At 49.2% G+C, this 16,612-nt stretch carries 11 protein-coding genes; 9 read left to right on the top strand and 2 right to left on the bottom strand.

Annotated elements, in window-relative coordinates:
- Positions 1 to 125: 125 nt before the first annotated feature.
- The 9 genes from gltB (at position 126) to AC6I8Y_RS02800 (ending at position 12,478) form a co-directional block, all read left to right on the top strand.
- The gene (gltB, locus tag AC6I8Y_RS02840; protein WP_498020738.1) at positions 126 to 4,589 is read left to right on the top strand and encodes a glutamate synthase large subunit; all 4,464 of its coding nucleotides are present in this window, start codon (positions 126 to 128) and stop codon (positions 4,587 to 4,589) included.
- Positions 4,590 to 4,607: 18 nt separating this feature from the next.
- Complete coding sequence (locus AC6I8Y_RS02835; RefSeq protein WP_498020737.1) at positions 4,608 to 6,020, top strand: FAD-dependent oxidoreductase; 1,413 nt, start codon at positions 4,608 to 4,610, stop codon at positions 6,018 to 6,020.
- Between the two features lie 73 nt (positions 6,021 to 6,093).
- Positions 6,094 to 6,534: a DUF1499 domain-containing protein gene (locus AC6I8Y_RS02830; RefSeq protein WP_234496121.1), complete on the top strand. Its 441-nt coding sequence runs from the start codon at positions 6,094 to 6,096 to the stop codon at positions 6,532 to 6,534.
- An 86-nt stretch (positions 6,535 to 6,620) separates the two neighbouring features.
- Positions 6,621 to 7,316, top strand: coding sequence for a 5'-methylthioadenosine/S-adenosylhomocysteine nucleosidase (gene mtnN / locus AC6I8Y_RS02825; protein WP_394153017.1), 696 nt, complete (start codon positions 6,621 to 6,623; stop codon positions 7,314 to 7,316).
- A 43-nt stretch (positions 7,317 to 7,359) separates the two neighbouring features.
- Positions 7,360 to 8,313, top strand: a complete 954-nt coding sequence (locus tag AC6I8Y_RS02820; protein WP_394153015.1) for a cobalamin biosynthesis family protein — start codon at positions 7,360 to 7,362, stop codon at positions 8,311 to 8,313.
- A gap of 66 nt (positions 8,314 to 8,379) precedes the next feature.
- Complete coding sequence (gene btuF, locus AC6I8Y_RS02815) at positions 8,380 to 9,156, top strand: vitamin B12 ABC transporter substrate-binding protein BtuF (RefSeq protein ID WP_394153077.1); 777 nt, start codon at positions 8,380 to 8,382, stop codon at positions 9,154 to 9,156.
- Between the two features lie 102 nt (positions 9,157 to 9,258).
- A complete protein-coding gene (locus AC6I8Y_RS02810; protein ID WP_394153013.1) occupies positions 9,259 to 9,876 on the top strand; it encodes a TRIC cation channel family protein in 618 nt (205 codons plus the stop codon).
- Positions 9,877 to 9,994: 118 nt separating this feature from the next.
- The gene (modF, locus tag AC6I8Y_RS02805; RefSeq protein ID WP_498020736.1) at positions 9,995 to 11,536 is read left to right on the top strand and encodes a molybdate ABC transporter ATP-binding protein ModF; all 1,542 of its coding nucleotides are present in this window, start codon (positions 9,995 to 9,997) and stop codon (positions 11,534 to 11,536) included.
- 75 nt (positions 11,537 to 11,611) lie between these two features.
- Positions 11,612 to 12,478: a LysR family transcriptional regulator gene (locus tag AC6I8Y_RS02800; RefSeq protein WP_394153009.1), complete on the top strand. Its 867-nt coding sequence runs from the start codon at positions 11,612 to 11,614 to the stop codon at positions 12,476 to 12,478.
- Here the strand turns inward: AC6I8Y_RS02800 and AC6I8Y_RS02795 are convergent.
- Complete coding sequence (locus tag AC6I8Y_RS02795; protein ID WP_234494501.1) at positions 12,408 to 13,187, bottom strand: TSUP family transporter; 780 nt, start codon at positions 13,185 to 13,187, stop codon at positions 12,408 to 12,410. The two genes, AC6I8Y_RS02800 and AC6I8Y_RS02795, sit on opposite strands and share 71 nt — an antisense overlap.
- 192 nt (positions 13,188 to 13,379) lie before the next feature.
- Positions 13,380 to 16,604 carry a carbamoyl-phosphate synthase large subunit gene (gene carB, locus AC6I8Y_RS02790; protein ID WP_394153006.1) on the bottom strand — a complete coding sequence of 1,075 codons (3,225 nt, stop codon included), beginning with the start codon at positions 16,602 to 16,604 and terminating at the stop codon, positions 13,380 to 13,382.
- Between the last annotated feature and the right edge of the window lie 8 nt (positions 16,605 to 16,612).

The following is a 16,612-nucleotide window of genomic DNA, read 5'->3' as shown; positions in this document are numbered from 1 at the left end:
GAAAATAAAATAGATGCAAATTGTTAACGATTAACGACTAAAAATTGACTCAAATAACAACAAAAAGTCATTAAAAAGCATTAATTTACTGTCAGGATGACAGCAAGCTCAAAGGGAGAAAGGCAATGGCTCTTTACGATCCAAGTCTTGTAAAAGACAACTGTGGATTTGGCCTTATTGCGCATATGCAAGGTCAACCAAGCCACAAACTGGTTCGCACCGCAATCTCAGCACTGGACCGCATGACTCACCGCGGCGGCATCAACTCAGATGGCAAAACAGGCGATGGTTGTGGTTTATTACTTCAAAAACCCGATTCTTATTTCCGACTTATTGCAGAAGAAAATGAGTGGAACCTAGGTAAACAATATGCCGTCGGCATGATGTTTCTATCCAAAGACCCAGTAAAAGCCCAATCTGCAAAAGACATCATCAACCAAGAACTGTCTCAAGAAACTCTGACGATAGCTGGCTGGCGCGACGTGCCAACCAATGAAGACGTACTCGGCCCAATCGCGCTGAGTTCGCTGCCCAATATTGTTCAGGTATTTATCTCGGCACCAGCAGGCTGGCGCGAACAAGATGTAGAAAGACGCCTATACATCGCCAAGCGCCGTATTGAAAAACGCATCACTGAAGACGAAGATTTCTACATCTGTAGTTTGTCGACTCAGGTGATCGTCTACAAAGGTCTGTGTATGCCGGCCGATCTGCCGCGATTTTACCTCGATCTTGCTGATCTTCGCATGGAATCATCGATCTGTTTGTTCCACCAGCGCTTTTCTACCAACACGCAACCACGTTGGCCATTAGCACAGCCATTCCGCTACTTAGCGCACAATGGTGAGATTAATACCATCGAAGGCAACCGCCAATGGGCGAAAGCCCGCGCCTACAAATTTGCATCACCGCTGCTACCTGACCTTCAAACGGCAGCTCCGTTTGTTAACGAGACCGGCTCAGACTCTTCGAGCCTAGATAATATGCTCGACCTATTCCTATCTGGTGGTATGGATATCTTCCGAGCGATGCGAATGCTGGTTCCACCAGCATGGCAAAACCACCCTGACATGGATCCAGACCTTCGTGCCTTCTACGACTTTAACTCCAAACACATGGAGCCTTGGGATGGCCCGGCTGGTATCGTGCTCTCAGACGGTCGCTATGCCGCCTGTAACCTGGATCGCAATGGCCTGCGCCCAGCACGTTATGTGATTACCAAAGACAACCTTATTACGCTAGCATCGGAAGTTGGTATCTGGGATTACGCTCCAGATGAAGTGGCAGAGAAAGGGCGCGTCGGTCCTGGTGAGCTGCTCGTCGTCGATACTCAAGAAGGCGAGCTATGGCACTCCGATGACATCGACAATGATCTCAAAAGCCGCCACCCATATCGTGAGTGGATGGAAAACAACGTGCATAAGCTCACGCCATTTAGTGCGCTGACTGACGATCAGGTCGGTGAACGCAGCTTCGATGAGACTCTGCTGAAGACCTACCAAAAACAATTCGCCATGACCAACGAAGAAACCGACCAGGTGCTTCGTGTGCTCGGCGACATGGGCCAAGAAGCTGTTGGCTCTATGGGGGACGATACACCGATGGCGGTACTGTCCTCAAAAGAGCGTTTGGTGACGGACTACTTCCGACAGAAATTTGCTCAGGTAACGAACCCGCCTATCGACCCACTGCGTGAAAAACACGTGATGTCGCTAGCGACCAGTGTCGGTCAGGAAATGAACGTGTTCTGTGAGACCGACGGACACGCCTATCGTGTGACCTTCGATTCACCTGTGCTGCTTTACTCTGACATGCAGCAGCTACTCGAACTGAGCGACAAACACTATCGCAACACGATCCTCGATATTAACTACGATCCAAGCGAGAAAGATCTCAAGCAAGCCTTACTCGATCTCTGCGATCAAGCGGAATCCGTGGTTAAAGAAGGGACGGTTCTAGTGGTACTTTCGGATCGCGCTCTTGTGAAAGGCAAGCTGCCTATTCCTGCTGCGATGGCGGTTGGCGCTGTGCAAACACGATTGATTGATGCCAACCTTCGCTGTGATGCCAATATCATTGTCGAGACCGCAACCGCGCGTGACCCACACCAGTTTGCTGTACTAATGGGCTTTGGCGCGACGGCTGTCTACCCTTACCTAGCGTATGAGGCGCTGGGTAAACTGGTCGATGACGGGGCAATTGATAAAAGCTATCGCGACGTGATGCAAAACTATCAATACGGTATCAACAAGGGTCTTTATAAGATCATGTCGAAGATGGGGATCTCGACCATCGCGTCCTATCGATGCTCACAACTGTTTGAAGCCGTTGGTCTGCACACCGACGTGGTCGACTTATGCTTTAAAGGCGTCACCACACGCATCCAGGGCGCAAGCTTTGACGATTTCCAACAAGACTTGTTTAACCTCTCTCGCAAGGCATGGGCAAAACGCAAAGCCGTTGAACACGGCGGTCTACTCAAATACGTTCACGATGGTGAGTACCATGCGTACAACCCTGATGTGGTAGGTACACTGCAGCAAGCCGTAAAATCCGGTGATGCCGCCGATTATAAATCCTACGCCAAGCAAGTGAACGACCGTCCGACTGCGATGCTGCGTGACTTGATGAAGCTGAAAAAAGCAGACCAAGCACTACCGCTCGAACAGATTGAGCCCAACACTGAGCTATTTAAACGCTTTGACTCCGCTGCAATGTCCATTGGGGCATTGAGCCCAGAAGCGCATGAAGCCCTCGCCATGGCGATGAACAAGCTTGGTGGCTACTCCAACTCTGGTGAAGGTGGTGAAGATCCACGTCGCTTTGGTACCAACCGTAACTCTCGCATTAAGCAGATTGCGTCTGGCCGTTTTGGGGTGACACCACATTACCTCACCAATGCCGACGTCCTGCAAATCAAGGTCGCTCAGGGCGCAAAACCAGGTGAAGGCGGACAGCTTCCTGGACATAAGGTGACAGCCGAAATTGCTAAGCTGCGTCACTCGGTACAAGGGGTTACACTCATCTCCCCTCCTCCGCATCACGATATCTACTCCATCGAAGATTTAGCTCAGCTTATCTTCGATTTGAAGCAGGTTAACCCAGATGCACTGGTATCGGTAAAACTGGTTTCCGAGCCAGGTGTTGGCACGATTGCTACCGGTGTTGCCAAAGCTTATGCCGACCTCATTACCATCTCTGGTTACGATGGCGGCACGGCGGCAAGCCCACTGACATCGGTCAAGTACGCAGGTTGTCCTTGGGAACTCGGTCTTGCCGAAACCCAGCAGGCACTGGTTGCCAATAACCTTCGTCATAAGATCCGACTCCAAGTCGATGGCGGTCTAAAAACCGGATTAGACGTTGTGAAAGCAGCCATTCTTGGCGCTGAGAGCTTCGGCTTCGGTACTGCGCCTATGGTCGCCATGGGCTGTAAGTTCCTGCGAATCTGTCACCTCAATAACTGCGCAACAGGCGTTGCAACGCAAGACGAAACGCTGCGTAAAGAGTACTTCAAGGGCTTACCTGAAATGGTGGTCAACTACTTCACTGGGCTTGCCGATGAAGTACGCGAACTGCTCGCTGAGTTAAGGGTAGAAAAGCTAACCGACCTAATCGGTCGAACAGATTTATTAGAAGCCGTAGAAGGCATGACGGCGAAGCAATCCAAGCTTGATCTGTCGAGTATCCTCGAAACGCCCGTATCGCCGCTATCTCACCCGCTGTATTGGACTGAGCCCAATCAGCCGTTTGATAAAGCGGAGCTTAACCAGAAGATTATCGAGGAAACCGAAGCTGCAGTAGAGACCAGAGCCGGTGGTAGCTTCTACTTCGATGTAAGAAACACCGACCGCTCTGTGGGTGCAAGACTCTCTGGTAGCGTTGCTAAGCGCTATGGCAACCAAGGTATGGCGACGAGTCCTATCAAGCTGTATCTCGATGGTACTGCAGGCCAATCACTCGGCGTTTGGAATGCTGGCGGCGTAGAAATATACCTAACGGGCGATGCCAATGACTATGTTGGCAAGGGCATGGCTGGCGGTAAGCTGGTTATCAAGCCTCACGTCGGTACCACCTTTGCTTGCAATGACGCCACCATCGTTGGTAACACCTGCCTCTATGGCGCAACAGGCGGTAAGCTCTTTGCAGCAGGTACTGCAGGGGAACGCTTTGGAGTGCGCAACTCGGGTACCATTGCTGTGATTGAAGGGGCTGGTGACAATGCCTGTGAGTATATGACTGGAGGTATCGTCGCGATTCTTGGCGCGACTGGCGTTAACTTTGGTGCGGGTATGACAGGTGGTTTTGCCTACGTTATGGATAGCAACGAGGACTTTGAAGGTCGCGTCAACACGGAATCGGTAGAAGCGATTTCGCTGTCTGATTTGTATATCCATCAAGAGCATCTGCGCGGACTTATCGCTGAGCACCTAGAAGAGACAGGCTCAGTGCACGCCGAAAACATTCTGGCGAACTTCGATGAATGGATTCCGAAGTTCTATCTCGTCAAGCCAAAGGCTGCGGATCTTCGCACCTTACTTGGTCACCAAAGCCGAAGCGCTGCAGAGCTGCGCGTTCAAGCACAGTAGTTGGAAGGAGCCAGAATAATGAGCCAGAACGTATACCAATTTATTGATGTGAACCGCGTCGACCCAGCTAAAAAGCCGATTAAGGTTCGCAAAATCGAGTTCGTGGAAATCTACGAACCCTTTACCAAGCAGCAGGCGACAGCTCAGGCCGATCGCTGCCTCGACTGCGGTAACCCATACTGTGAATGGAAATGCCCAGTTCATAACTACATCCCACAATGGCTAAAGCTAGCCAATGAGGGACGCATCATAGAAGCCGCTGAACTCTCACATCAAACCAACAGCTTGCCAGAGGTCTGTGGTCGAGTGTGTCCGCAAGATCGCCTGTGTGAGGGGTCATGTACGTTAAACGACGACTTCGGTGCGGTCACTATCGGCAATATCGAAAAGTACATCACCGACAAAGCGTTCGAGATGGGCTGGAAACCAGACATGTCTCACGTGGAATGGACGGATAAGAAAGTGGCCATTATTGGCGCGGGACCAGCGGGTCTTGCCGCTGCCGATATTCTGGCACGTAATGGTGTTAAGCCCGTCGTCTTTGATCGTTATCCCGAGATTGGAGGTCTACTCACCTTTGGTATTCCCTCTTTCAAACTAGAGAAAGACGTCATGATAAACCGCCGCCGCATCTTTACTGAGATGGGGGTTGAGTTCCAGCTCAACACAGAAGTCGGCAAAGACGTTGAGATGGCGACGTTAATTGAAGAGTATGACGCCGTTTTCCTTGGTGTAGGGACCTACAAAAATATGCGAGCGGGCCTCGAGAACGAGAATGCACCTGGCGTCTTTGATGCCCTACCGTTTCTTATCTCAAACACCTACAAGGTCATGGAGCTTGATGGTGAGCAACCGTTCATTAATATGAAAGGTAAGAAGGTCGTAGTACTCGGTGGTGGCGATACGGCGATGGACTGTGTTCGCACCTCTATTCGTCAAAGTGCGAGTAGTGTAGTTTGTGCCTATCGCCGAGACGAAGCCAACATGCCAGGCTCCAGACGTGAGGTGAAAAATGCCCGTGAAGAAGGGGTTAACTTTATGTTTAACCTTCAGCCACTGGGCATTGAGGTTGATGCCAATGGTAATGCCTGCGGCGTTAAAGTTGTAAAAACCGCTCTAGGTGAACCCGATGAAGCCGGTCGCCGCCGTCCAGAACCCGTAGAAGGCAGCGAACATGTACTGGAAGCCGACGCGGTGATCATGGCATTCGGATTCCAGCCACATCAGATGTCTTGGCTAGAACCTTATGGCGTTGACCTTGACCAATGGGGTCGCATTAAAGCGCCTGTATCTCAAGAGTTTATGTATCAAACCACCAATGAGAAGATCTTCGCCGGAGGTGACGCGGTACGTGGCTCTGATTTGGTTGTTACCGCCATTGACGAGGGACGCAAAGCGGCAGAAGGCATACTAGACTTCTTAGATGTATAGAGTGAAAACAACAATACGTTAAGCCCAGCTCTGCTGGGCTTTTGTTTAAGGGAACATCATGACCAAAACCATCATGACCAAAGCCAAGCTATTAACGCTTTCCTCCATCGTTTTTCTTACGGCCTGCGGAGCTGGCTACAAAACCACAACGGACCGCACTGACGAGCCATGTGGAGACAGTCCTCGCTGCGTCTCTACCCAAGATAGCCGTGAAGAATTTAATCTCGCCCCTTTCAAACTCGCCCCCAATACCAACATCAACCAAATCGAAACCGTCGCTTTAAGCTTCGATAATGCAGAGGTTGCCGCCATTGATGACAACTACCTACGGGTTGAATACACCTCCAGCGTGTTCCGTTATGTTGATGATATGGAGGTAAAAATCCAAGATGGGGAACTACGAGTACGCTCTGAGGCACGCATCGGCTACTACGATTTTGATGTCAATCGGAAGCGGGTTGAAGCCTTTCGCGCTAAGCTCATCGAAACTGGATTGATCATCGCAAATCCCTAATTGCTCAATCTCGCAAAGGTTGGGAAGCGAGGCGACTGTTGCTATACTGCACGCCAAAATACGTTTTCCAACTTGAGAGAATCTCTATGAAAATCGGCGTAATCGGCGCAATGGAACAAGAAGTTTCCATCCTAAAAGCAGCACTTACTAACCTAGAAGAAACCAAAAAAGGCGGTTGTACCTTCTTTACGGGTCAACTTCACAATGTTGATATCGTGCTACTTCAATCAGGTATCGGTAAAGTAGCCGCTGCAGTGGGCACGACGATTCTTCTTAGCGATTACCAACCAGATGTTGTGATTAACACAGGCTCTGCAGGTGGCTTTGAGTCTTCTCTTAACCTAGGTGATGTGGTTATCTCGACTGAAGTTCGTCACCACGATGCTGACGTGACAGCATTTGGCTACGAGATTGGTCAGATGGCAGGTCAACCAGCGGCATTCACTGCTGACCAAAAGCTAATGGATGTGGCAGAGAAAGCACTCGCACAAATGGAAGACAAGCATGCGGTACGCGGTTTGATCTGTACTGGTGATGAGTTCGTTTGCCGCCCAGAGCGTCAAGCATTCATCCGTGAGAACTTCCCTGGTGTTATCGCTGTAGAAATGGAAGCGTCTGCTATTGCGCAAACATGTCACCAATTCGACACACCATTTGTTGTGGTTCGTGCCATTTCTGATGTTGCCGATAAAGAATCACCAATGAGCTTTGAAGAGTTCCTACCTTTAGCGGCGCAAAGCTCGTCTGAAATGGTAGTTAAAATGGTTGAACTGCTTAAATAAGCAGACGTTCTTGCAAAGAACTTAACGTACAAGGACGACGTCAATGAGCTCTTTTTTCGAGAGTTTATATGCCAATGGTGCACTCCTGACTTTATGGGGTGCACTATTATTTCATCTACTCATTCCTATCCCACCAGCGGCGCACCCAGTGCGATTTTGGCAACTATTGCTCACCAATATCGCCCAAAAAGTGAATCAGCCTAACGCCTCAATTCAGCAGCAAAGACTCTCTGGCTCACTTGCTCTGCTTTTACTAACCTTGCCCACACTCACTGTACTCATAGCACTGCAATCTTTGGTGTGGAAAGCGGAGTTTTATCAACTGGCACTTTTACTACTTGCCGTTGAGTGGCGTGGTAACGAGTTATTTACTCGGCGTTTTATTGATGCACTCGCCAAAGAAGACAAACACACTGCCCGGCATTTGCTTGCTTCTCGAGTCAATCGAGACACCGCCTCTCTGTCATTGCTAGGACTTGGCAAAGCGGGCGCTGAAAGCGTCATCATGGGATACGCGAGAAACGTCATTGGTGTCTTGTTTTGGTACGGCGTCGCAGGGGGTATTGGCGCACTGATGTATCGACTATGCGCGGAGATTGCACGCAATTGGAGTCCGCATAAACCCGGCTATGCCACCTTTGGCAAGCCCGCAGCTTGGTTGTTTATGGTGGTCGATTATGTGCCGCAAAAGCTGTTCTCTGTCACCGTACTGCTTGGTATGCCAACTAAAGCCGTCCAACAAACACTTAACCAAGCCAAAGCATGGGCCAATTCAGCGACGAGCTGGCTTATTTGTGGCTATGCTAATCGTTTTGAGCTAGCGCTGGGTGGCCCGGCTATTTATGGTGATGAGAAATTACAACGAGCACGCATTGGTGGAAAAATCGCACCTGCGGCTATTCATATCGCTCAAATTCAAAAACACATAGCATGGCGGATCTATATTTGGCTGATGCTGCAAAGCGCAGCAATGTTCATCATCTATCAAGGGTTGTAACTCATGGATAACACGTATGTTGGGCTACTCGCTCTGCTTGCCAGCGGTTCATCGCTCGCCTCGCCAATGGCGAACACCGACATCGAGCGCATTGTCAGCCTTGCGCCACATACCACCGAGCTTGCCTACGCCGCAGGACTTGGTGATAAGTTGGTGGCGGTAAGCGAATACAGCGACTACCCAGAAGCGGCTCAAAAGCTTGAGCGTGTCGCAAACTATCAAGGCATTAAGCTAGAGCGCATCGTAGCCTTGGAGCCCGATCTTATCTTGGCGTGGCCAACAGGGAACCCTGCCAGAGAGTTAGAGAAACTTGAGCAGCTTGGCTTCAACCTTTATTACTCTAAAGCAAAATCACTCGATGGCATTGCCAATAATCTCGAGACGCTTAGCCAGTACGCAGATAATCCCAAAGTAGGTCTAGTTGCCGCAAAGCAGTTTCGTGAAGCGCTTGCCAAACTCAAACAGAAATACGACACCAAGCAGAAAGTTCGCTATTTCTACCAGCTCAGTGAGAAGCCGATTATTACGCTTTCTGATGGTAACTGGCCAAGTGAGGTATTTGAGTTTTGTGGTGGAGAAAACATCTTTGCTAGCAGCAAAGCACCCTATCCTCAAGTCAGCCCCGAACAGGTTATCGTTCGCCAACCTGAAGCTATCTTCACCTCAGAGCACACCATGGCAAACGGCAATATGTGGCAAAAATGGCAGCAAGAATTACCTGCGGTACAAAACAAACATGTATGGGCTTTAACCTCAGATTGGCTGAATCGCCCCACACCAAGAACTCTACTGGCGGTCACTCAAGTATGTGAACATTTAGACTGGGTACGAACCCACAAATAGTGAGACCTAGATCACATTCAAGTAAGATTCGCTATCCGCAAACGTTAAATCCCGTAAAATTGGCGCACTTTCCTATTACTTTTCTTCAGTGAGAATATAGCTGTGGATTCCATGCTCTATTTGGTCGACCTTTTTGGTACGGCAATATTTGCAATATCGGGAGTGATACTTGCAGGAAGACTTAGGATGGATCCTTTTGGTGTCATGGTACTTGGCAGTGTTACCGCCATCGGTGGTGGAACCATTCGCGATATGGCGCTAGGTGCAACACCTGTTTTTTGGATAACGGATACCACCTATATCTGGGTGATTATCGTGACCTGTATTGCCACTATGATGCTGGTCAGGCATCCAAGGAGACTGCCTTGGTATGTATTGCCAGTATGTGATGCAATAGGTCTCGCGGTATTTGTCGGCATTGGTGTTGAAAAAGCACTGATGTTTCAGGATTCGTATTTGATCGCCGTTATCATGGGCGTATTAACGGGTTGTGGCGGTGGCATTATTCGTGACGTTCTTGCCCGAGAAGTTCCGATGGTATTAAGACGTGAAGTGTACGCAACGGCTTGTATTATTGGCGGTACCTTTCATGTAGGGGCTCTAATGATGGGCGCATCAACCGGCAGCGCCTTCCTGTGCTGTGTCGTCGCTACGTTGGTGATTCGACTGGGTGCAATTCGCTGGCATCTTTCGCTACCTACTTTCGCTCTCGATAAATAGATTCAAGATTTGATGACTGGAGAATGTCATTTCTCCCGTCATCCTCTTCATTTTTCCCTGTTGCTTTAGTATGTTGGTTAAAACCTACTCGCTTATGCATTCGGACAGGGAAACGTCTATGGATATTACATTTGATCATGTCTCGCTAAATCACCCACTTTCATTGTCGATTCCAGATTGGACAATCCGCTCTGGTGAGCATTGGGCTGTGTTCGAAACCCATGGCAATGTCGGCAGTTTGCTTGGTGATCTACTGTGTAATGAACTCACTCCTGACTCTGGCACCGTTTGCCAGCCGCACACTCGAATCGCACAGGTTTCTCTTGCCGAGCAACAAAGGCTGCTTGAACTCGAAAACGCTAATGACGACACCGACTTCCTTGACCGTATCGATTATGGTCGCACCGTCTACCAACTAGTCTCTGAGTTTTCAGATAACCCTGAGGTAATTGAACAGCTTATTCAAGAGCTCGACCTACTTCACTTAAAAGATAGAGGATTCAAACAACTCTCCACTGGCGAGACGCGGCGCGTGATGCTTGCCAGAGCACTTGCTTGTGCACCAAAGGTACTTATCCTTGATGAACCGTTTGTCGGTCTTGATAAGTTGCATCGTAAAATGCTCGCCGATTACCTGCGTGATCTGTCACTTCATGTTCAATTGGTGGTCATCACCTCACGTGAAGATGAAGTGCCAACGTGGATGTCTCATGTGGCCATGTTCGAGAATGGCGAACTCAAGGAACAGCTAAGTTACAACCAATGGCGTGAGCACCCAATCATTTCGCAGTTACTTGCACAGTCTTCACAGCAAAGCGAGCAGTGGTTAGCCTTAATTCGCAAGCATCAACACAGTGCAAAATTTGCTGATCCTCTAGTGAAGATCACAGACGGTAACGTTGAGTACGTCGACCAAAAAATCTTCTCTGGTGTTAATTGGCAAATCAACAATGGCGAGCACTGGCAAGTCCGTGGTCCAAATGGCTGCGGCAAAAGCACCTTGCTTGGGATGATTTTTGGTGATCATCCCCAATGCTACAGTAATGACATCGAGATCTATGGAATCAAACGAGGCAGCGGAGAAACTATCTGGGATATCAAGCAGCACACAGGCATGGTCTCTTCGTCGCTACATTTACAGTATCGAGTCAACTGCAGTGCTCGTAATGTCTTGTTATCTGGATTCTTTGACTCTATCGGTCTCTATGACAGGCCCAGCCAGAAACAAATTGAGGCAGCAAATGAATGGCTGACGCTACTGCATATGTCCGAGTTGCGAGACACCTCCTTTAAGTCTCTAGAGTATAGCCAGCAGAGGCTGTTGCTTATCGCACGCGCCATCATCAAGCAGCCAACGATACTTATCTTAGATGAGCCTTACCAAGGTTTAGATTTCCTCGGCCGTAAACTGGTGATGAACGCACTTGAGCTGATTGCCAAAGAAAACCTGAGCCAGCTTCTTTACGTCTCACACTATGTCGAAGATGAGCTAAGCAGCATTCAACATTTTGTCGACTTTGTCCCTGCAGAGGGACAAGAAGAGGGTTACAAGGTGGCTATTAGTACGCCTATTCAGCAAACGGCGAGCAATAACAAAATGAATGACAAAGCGGGTGCCGAAGACAATGTGAAAACGAAGTCTCTATGCCAAGAAGAATAGCGTAATGCCTGTCGGCATTTCGTTTGCAGCATGCTAATCTTTAGCTATTGATTCCATTCTTTCATCAAAAGACACATGCTTCTAGAGGGTATTGAAACACTGCTTGTGCTCGCGCAAGAAAAGACGATGGGCAGAGCCGGAAGCCGGCTTTATATCAGCCAGTCAGCGGTGAGCAAGCGTATCGCTAACCTAGAAAAGCGGTTAGGAAAGACCCTGATTGAACCTGAAGGTCGGCAGATTAAACTCACCGCAGAAGCTGAGGCACTGATTGAACGCGTAGGTCCGAGTTTAAATGAGCTAAGAGGACTTATCGCCGAAGAGCAAAACGTTGAGAAGCAATCTATTTTACGACTCGATTGCTCTGAGACGCTGGTTGCAGGCTACTTGAGTGAAGTGATGCCGCAACTGTTGGCGCAAGATAGCTTTCTGACCGTCACGACCAATCATACCCCCCGAATAGTCGAGCACGTCAAATCAGGAGAAGCGGCTGTCGGTTTATGTGCCGGACACCTGAACTCACGGCTTGGACTTATCGCCACGCATCTTTTTGACGAGCCCTTTAGGGTCGTCAGCAAGCAGCGGTTAATCCAGCCTCCTACTAGTGTGATTACCAATGACTTGAATAATCCCGCCAACACTTATCAAGCTGGGTTATTACAGCAGGCTGGAATTTCACCCAGCATGCAGATGGACTCGTATACCGCCGCCGCTCAACTGGCGATTCGAGGAGTTTCACCAGCACTTGTGCCACTGTCTATTATCAAAACACTGCACATCAGCGAGGCTTTATGTTTCGACTTTGAGTTTTTGACTGCACTGACGCGTCCGGTTCACGTTATTTATAGACCGAGTGCGCTTAAACAAGCTCGCCTTAAAACAGTGATTGAAACCATTGAGGATGCTGTTCCCAAAGTAGCTTTAATGCCATCACCATCGACATAATCACCACCAATGGGCGGATAAACTTCTTACCTTTAGAGACCACGACCTTAGCGCCCATCCGTGCCCCTAAGAAGCCACCAGCAGCCATCACCAATCCAATCTCCCATACAGGCAGACCAGCGATAATAAAGAAGATCAAGGCAGCTAGGTTCGAGGTAAAGTTAAGCACCTTGGTACGCGCGGTCGCGTGCACAATCGATAGCTGAGCAATAGCCACAAAGCAGATAGTAAAGATAGAGCCCGTACCTGGACCGAAGAAACCATCGTAAAAGCCGACACCGGTGCCAACAGAAAACGCAAACAAGGTTTCTGACATCTTCGGCTTGCCTCCGCCTTCTCCAGCTTGCGGCGCCAATAAGAAATAGAGCGAGATGCCAAGTAGCAGCACAGGAATCAAGCTCGTCAGCACCCCAGCATCAATATACTGAACCAACTCGGCTCCGATAGCCGAGCCCACAAAAGTACAGGCTATCGCGAGACGCATATCTTTAAGATCGACAATACCATTACGAACGAAATACCAAGTCGCAGAGAAACTGCCGAACGAGCTCTGCAGCTTATTCGTCGCGAGAGCCTGGGTAGGTGGCACGCCAGCGGAAAGTAGCGCGGGTAGCGTCAACAGCCCTCCTCCACCAGCCATCGCATCAATAAAACCAGCTAAGCCAGCGACAAAAAACAGTAAAACAAGAATGTCGTAAGTTACGTCCATGTGGGAAGCTCAAAAGAAATTTTGTGAAATTGTATCCACCAGCGCTGCTAACACTAGCGAAACCACCGATACAAACCTATTCCAGATTGGAATCGTTTATTGGACAGGTAAAAAAAGCCCGCTCAATTGAGCGGGCAATGAGGTTGTCTAGGAGGTGATAACTCACCTCTCTATTCTTATTGTGTTACGCGATTAGGCGTTTTTGATCTGCTCGTGCAGCTCTTGTACTGACGTTACTGATACTTTCGCATCAGCAGTGTGAGCCATACACGTTGCAAACGCTGCGTTTAGCGTTGTTGTGTAGTTCACTTTCTCAGCCAGAGCACCGCGACGTAGAACTTTTGAGTCTTCAATCGATTGACGACCTGCGGTCGTGTTCACGATGTAGGTGTACTCGTTGTTCTTTATGCGGTCTAGGATGTGTGGACGACCTTCGTGTACCTTGTTCACAAGACGAGGGTTGATGCCCGCTTCACCTAGGATTACCGCTGTACCGTGTGTTGCATCTAGCTGGTAACCAAGCTTAGTTAGCTTAGAGGCTAGGTCAACAACACGCTGCTTGTCGCCTTCGCGAACAGACAGTAGTGCGCGGCCGCCTTCTGGGTAAACATTGCCACAACCAAGTTCTGCTTTCGAGTAAGCTTCTGCGAACGTTGCGCCAACACCCATAACTTCACCGGTAGAGCGCATTTCTGGGCCTAGTAGTGGGTCAACACCAGGGAACTTGTTGAACGGCAGTACCACTTCTTTCACAGAGTAGTATGGTGGGATGATCTCTTTAGTAAAGCCTTGAGACTCGAGAGATTGACCTGCCATTACGCGCGCTGCGATTTTCGCAAGCGGTGCACCTGTTGCTTTAGAAACAAACGGTACAGTACGAGCTGCACGTGGGTTTACTTCGATTAGGTAAACCTTGTTGTTCTTAACCGCAAACTGAGTGTTCATCAGACCGCGTACACCCAACTCGAATGCTAGCTTCTCAACTTGCTCACGCATCACATCTTGGATTTCTGCGCTTAGTGTGTAAGCCGGAAGTGAACATGCTGAGTCACCTGAGTGAACACCTGCTTGCTCGATGTGCTCCATGATACCGCCGATAACCACACGCTCGCCGTCACAGATAGCGTCGATATCCACTTCTACTGCATCGTCAAGGAAGCTATCTAGAAGTACTGGCGATTCGTTAGACACGCTTACTGCTTCGTTGAAGTAGCGACGTAGGTCTTGCTCGTCGTATACGATTTCCATCGCACGACCACCCAGTACGTATGAAGGACGTACAACCAGTGGGAAGCCGATTTCACGAGACTTATCAACCGCTTGCTCAAGCGTGGTTACTGTTGCGTTTTCTGGTTGTAGTAGGCCTAGACGGTCTACAGCAACTTGGAAGCGCTCACGGTCTTCTGCACGGTCGATAGCGTCTGGGCTAGTACCAATGATTGGCACGCCAGCTGCTTCAAGAGCACGTGCTAGTTTCAGAGGCGTTTGACCACCGTACTGAACGATAACGCCTTTTGGCTTCTCAACGCGTACGATTGACAGTACATCTTCAAGCGTTACAGGTTCGAAGTACAGACGGTCTGACGTGTCGTAGTCCGTTGATACTGTTTCTGGATTACAGTTAACCATGATGGTTTCGTAACCGTCTTCACGCAGTGCAAGAGACGCGTGTACACAACAGTAGTCAAATTCGATACCTTGACCGATACGGTTAGGACCACCGCCCAGAACCATGATCTTGTCTTTGTCTGTTGGCTGCGCTTCACACTCTTCATCGTAAGATGAGTACATGTAAGCTGTGTCAGATGAAAATTCTGCAGCACAGGTATCAACGCGCTTGTAAACAGGGTGAATCTCGTACTGGTCACGTAGACGACGGATTTCGCTTTCAGACACACCTAGTAGAGTCGATAGGCGAGCATCTGCGAAGCCTTTGCGCTTCATCTTGCGAAGGACGTCTTCAGTAAGACCTGCAAAACCGCCAGCTTTAACTTCGTTCTCTAGTTTCACAAGCTCTTCGATTTGAACTAGGAACCAACGGTCAATTTGCGTTAGGTTGAATACACCGTCCACAGACAGACCTGCACGGAATGCGTCTGCGATGTACCAGATACGCTCCGCGCCCGCTTCTTTCAGCTCGTGACGGATTTTAGACAGTGCGTCTGGAGAGTCTAGGTCAACCATCTCGTCAAAGCCGTTCGCGCCAACTTCTAGGCCACGAAGTGCTTTTTGTAGAGATTCTTGTTGGTTACGACCAATCGCCATTACCTCACCAACTGACTTCATCTGAGTCGTTAGACGGTCGTTAGCGCCCGCGAACTTCTCGAAGTTGAAGCGAGGGATCTTAGTCACAACGTAGTCGATTGTTGGTTCGAACGATGCTGGTGTTGCGCCGCCCGTGATGTCGTTCATTAGCTCGTCTAGAGTAAAGCCAACCGCTAGCTTCGCAGCAATCTTCGCGATTGGGAAACCTGTTGCTTTAGATGCTAGAGCAGAAGAACGAGATACACGTGGGTTCATCTCGATGATAACCATACGGCCATCTTTCGGGTTGATACCAAACTGAACGTTTGAACCACCAGTTTCTACACCGATTTCACGCAGTACCGCTAGAGAAGCGTTACGCATCAATTGGTATTCTTTGTCCGTCAGCGTTTGCGCTGGCGCCACTGTGATTGAGTCACCAGTGTGGATACCCATTGGGTCGAAGTTTTCAATCGCACAAACGATGATACAGTTGTCCGCTTTGTCACGAACCACTTCCATCTCGTACTCTTTCCAACCGATTAGCGACTCATCGATAAGCAGCTCATTCGTTGGAGAAAGGTCTAGGCCGCGACGACAGATCTCTTCGAATTCTTCTTTGTTATACGCGATACCACCACCGGTACCACCCATAGTGAAAGAAGGACGAATGATACAAGGGAAGCCAACCATATCAAGAACCGCGTACGCTTCTTCCATAGTCTTAGCCGTGTCTGCACGTGGACACTCTAGGCCAATTGACTTCATCGCTTTATCGAAGCGAGAACGGTCTTCTGCTTTATCGATAGCGTCAGCCGTTGCACCGATCATCTCTACACCGAACTCAGCTAATACGCCGTGTTTTTCTAGGTCTAGAGCACAGTTAAGTGCAGTTTGACCACCCATAGTAGGTAGTACTGCATCTGGGCGCTCTTTCTCGATGATGTTGCGAACCACTTCCCATTGGATAGGCTCAATGTAAGTTGCATCTGCCATGTCTGGGTCAGTCATGATAGTTGCAGGGTTCGAGTTCACAAGAATAACTCGGTAACCTTCTTCGCGCAGTGCTTTACACGCTTGAGCACCTGAGTAGTCAAACTCACAAGCCTGACCGATAACGATTGGGCCAGCACCAAGAATTAGAATACTTTTTAAGTCAGTACGTTTTGGCATTCTCAACT

It is taken from the genome of Vibrio sp. KUL78, assembly GCF_059725505.1.
The sequence above is the reverse complement of the archived record's forward strand: the minus strand, read 5'-3'. Positions and strand labels throughout refer to the sequence as shown.

What these genes read in the sequence shown, in the direction of transcription:
- gltB (WP_498020738.1), top strand. Translation starts at nt 126, where the DNA reads ATGGCTCTTTACGATCCAAGTCTTGTAAAAGACAACTGTGGATTTGGC.
- AC6I8Y_RS02835 (WP_498020737.1), top strand. Translation starts at nt 4,608, where the DNA reads ATGAGCCAGAACGTATACCAATTTATTGATGTGAACCGCGTCGACCCA.
- AC6I8Y_RS02830 (WP_234496121.1), top strand. Translation starts at nt 6,094, where the DNA reads ATGACCAAAGCCAAGCTATTAACGCTTTCCTCCATCGTTTTTCTTACG.
- mtnN (WP_394153017.1), top strand. Translation starts at nt 6,621, where the DNA reads ATGAAAATCGGCGTAATCGGCGCAATGGAACAAGAAGTTTCCATCCTA.
- AC6I8Y_RS02820 (WP_394153015.1), top strand. Translation starts at nt 7,360, where the DNA reads ATGAGCTCTTTTTTCGAGAGTTTATATGCCAATGGTGCACTCCTGACT.
- btuF (WP_394153077.1), top strand. Translation starts at nt 8,380, where the DNA reads ATGGCGAACACCGACATCGAGCGCATTGTCAGCCTTGCGCCACATACC.
- modF (WP_498020736.1), top strand. Translation starts at nt 9,995, where the DNA reads ATGGATATTACATTTGATCATGTCTCGCTAAATCACCCACTTTCATTG.
- AC6I8Y_RS02800 (WP_394153009.1), top strand. Translation starts at nt 11,612, where the DNA reads ATGCTTCTAGAGGGTATTGAAACACTGCTTGTGCTCGCGCAAGAAAAG.
- AC6I8Y_RS02795 (WP_234494501.1), bottom strand. Translation starts at nt 13,187, where the DNA reads ATGGACGTAACTTACGACATTCTTGTTTTACTGTTTTTTGTCGCTGGC.
- carB (WP_394153006.1), bottom strand. Translation starts at nt 16,604, where the DNA reads ATGCCAAAACGTACTGACTTAAAAAGTATTCTAATTCTTGGTGCTGGC.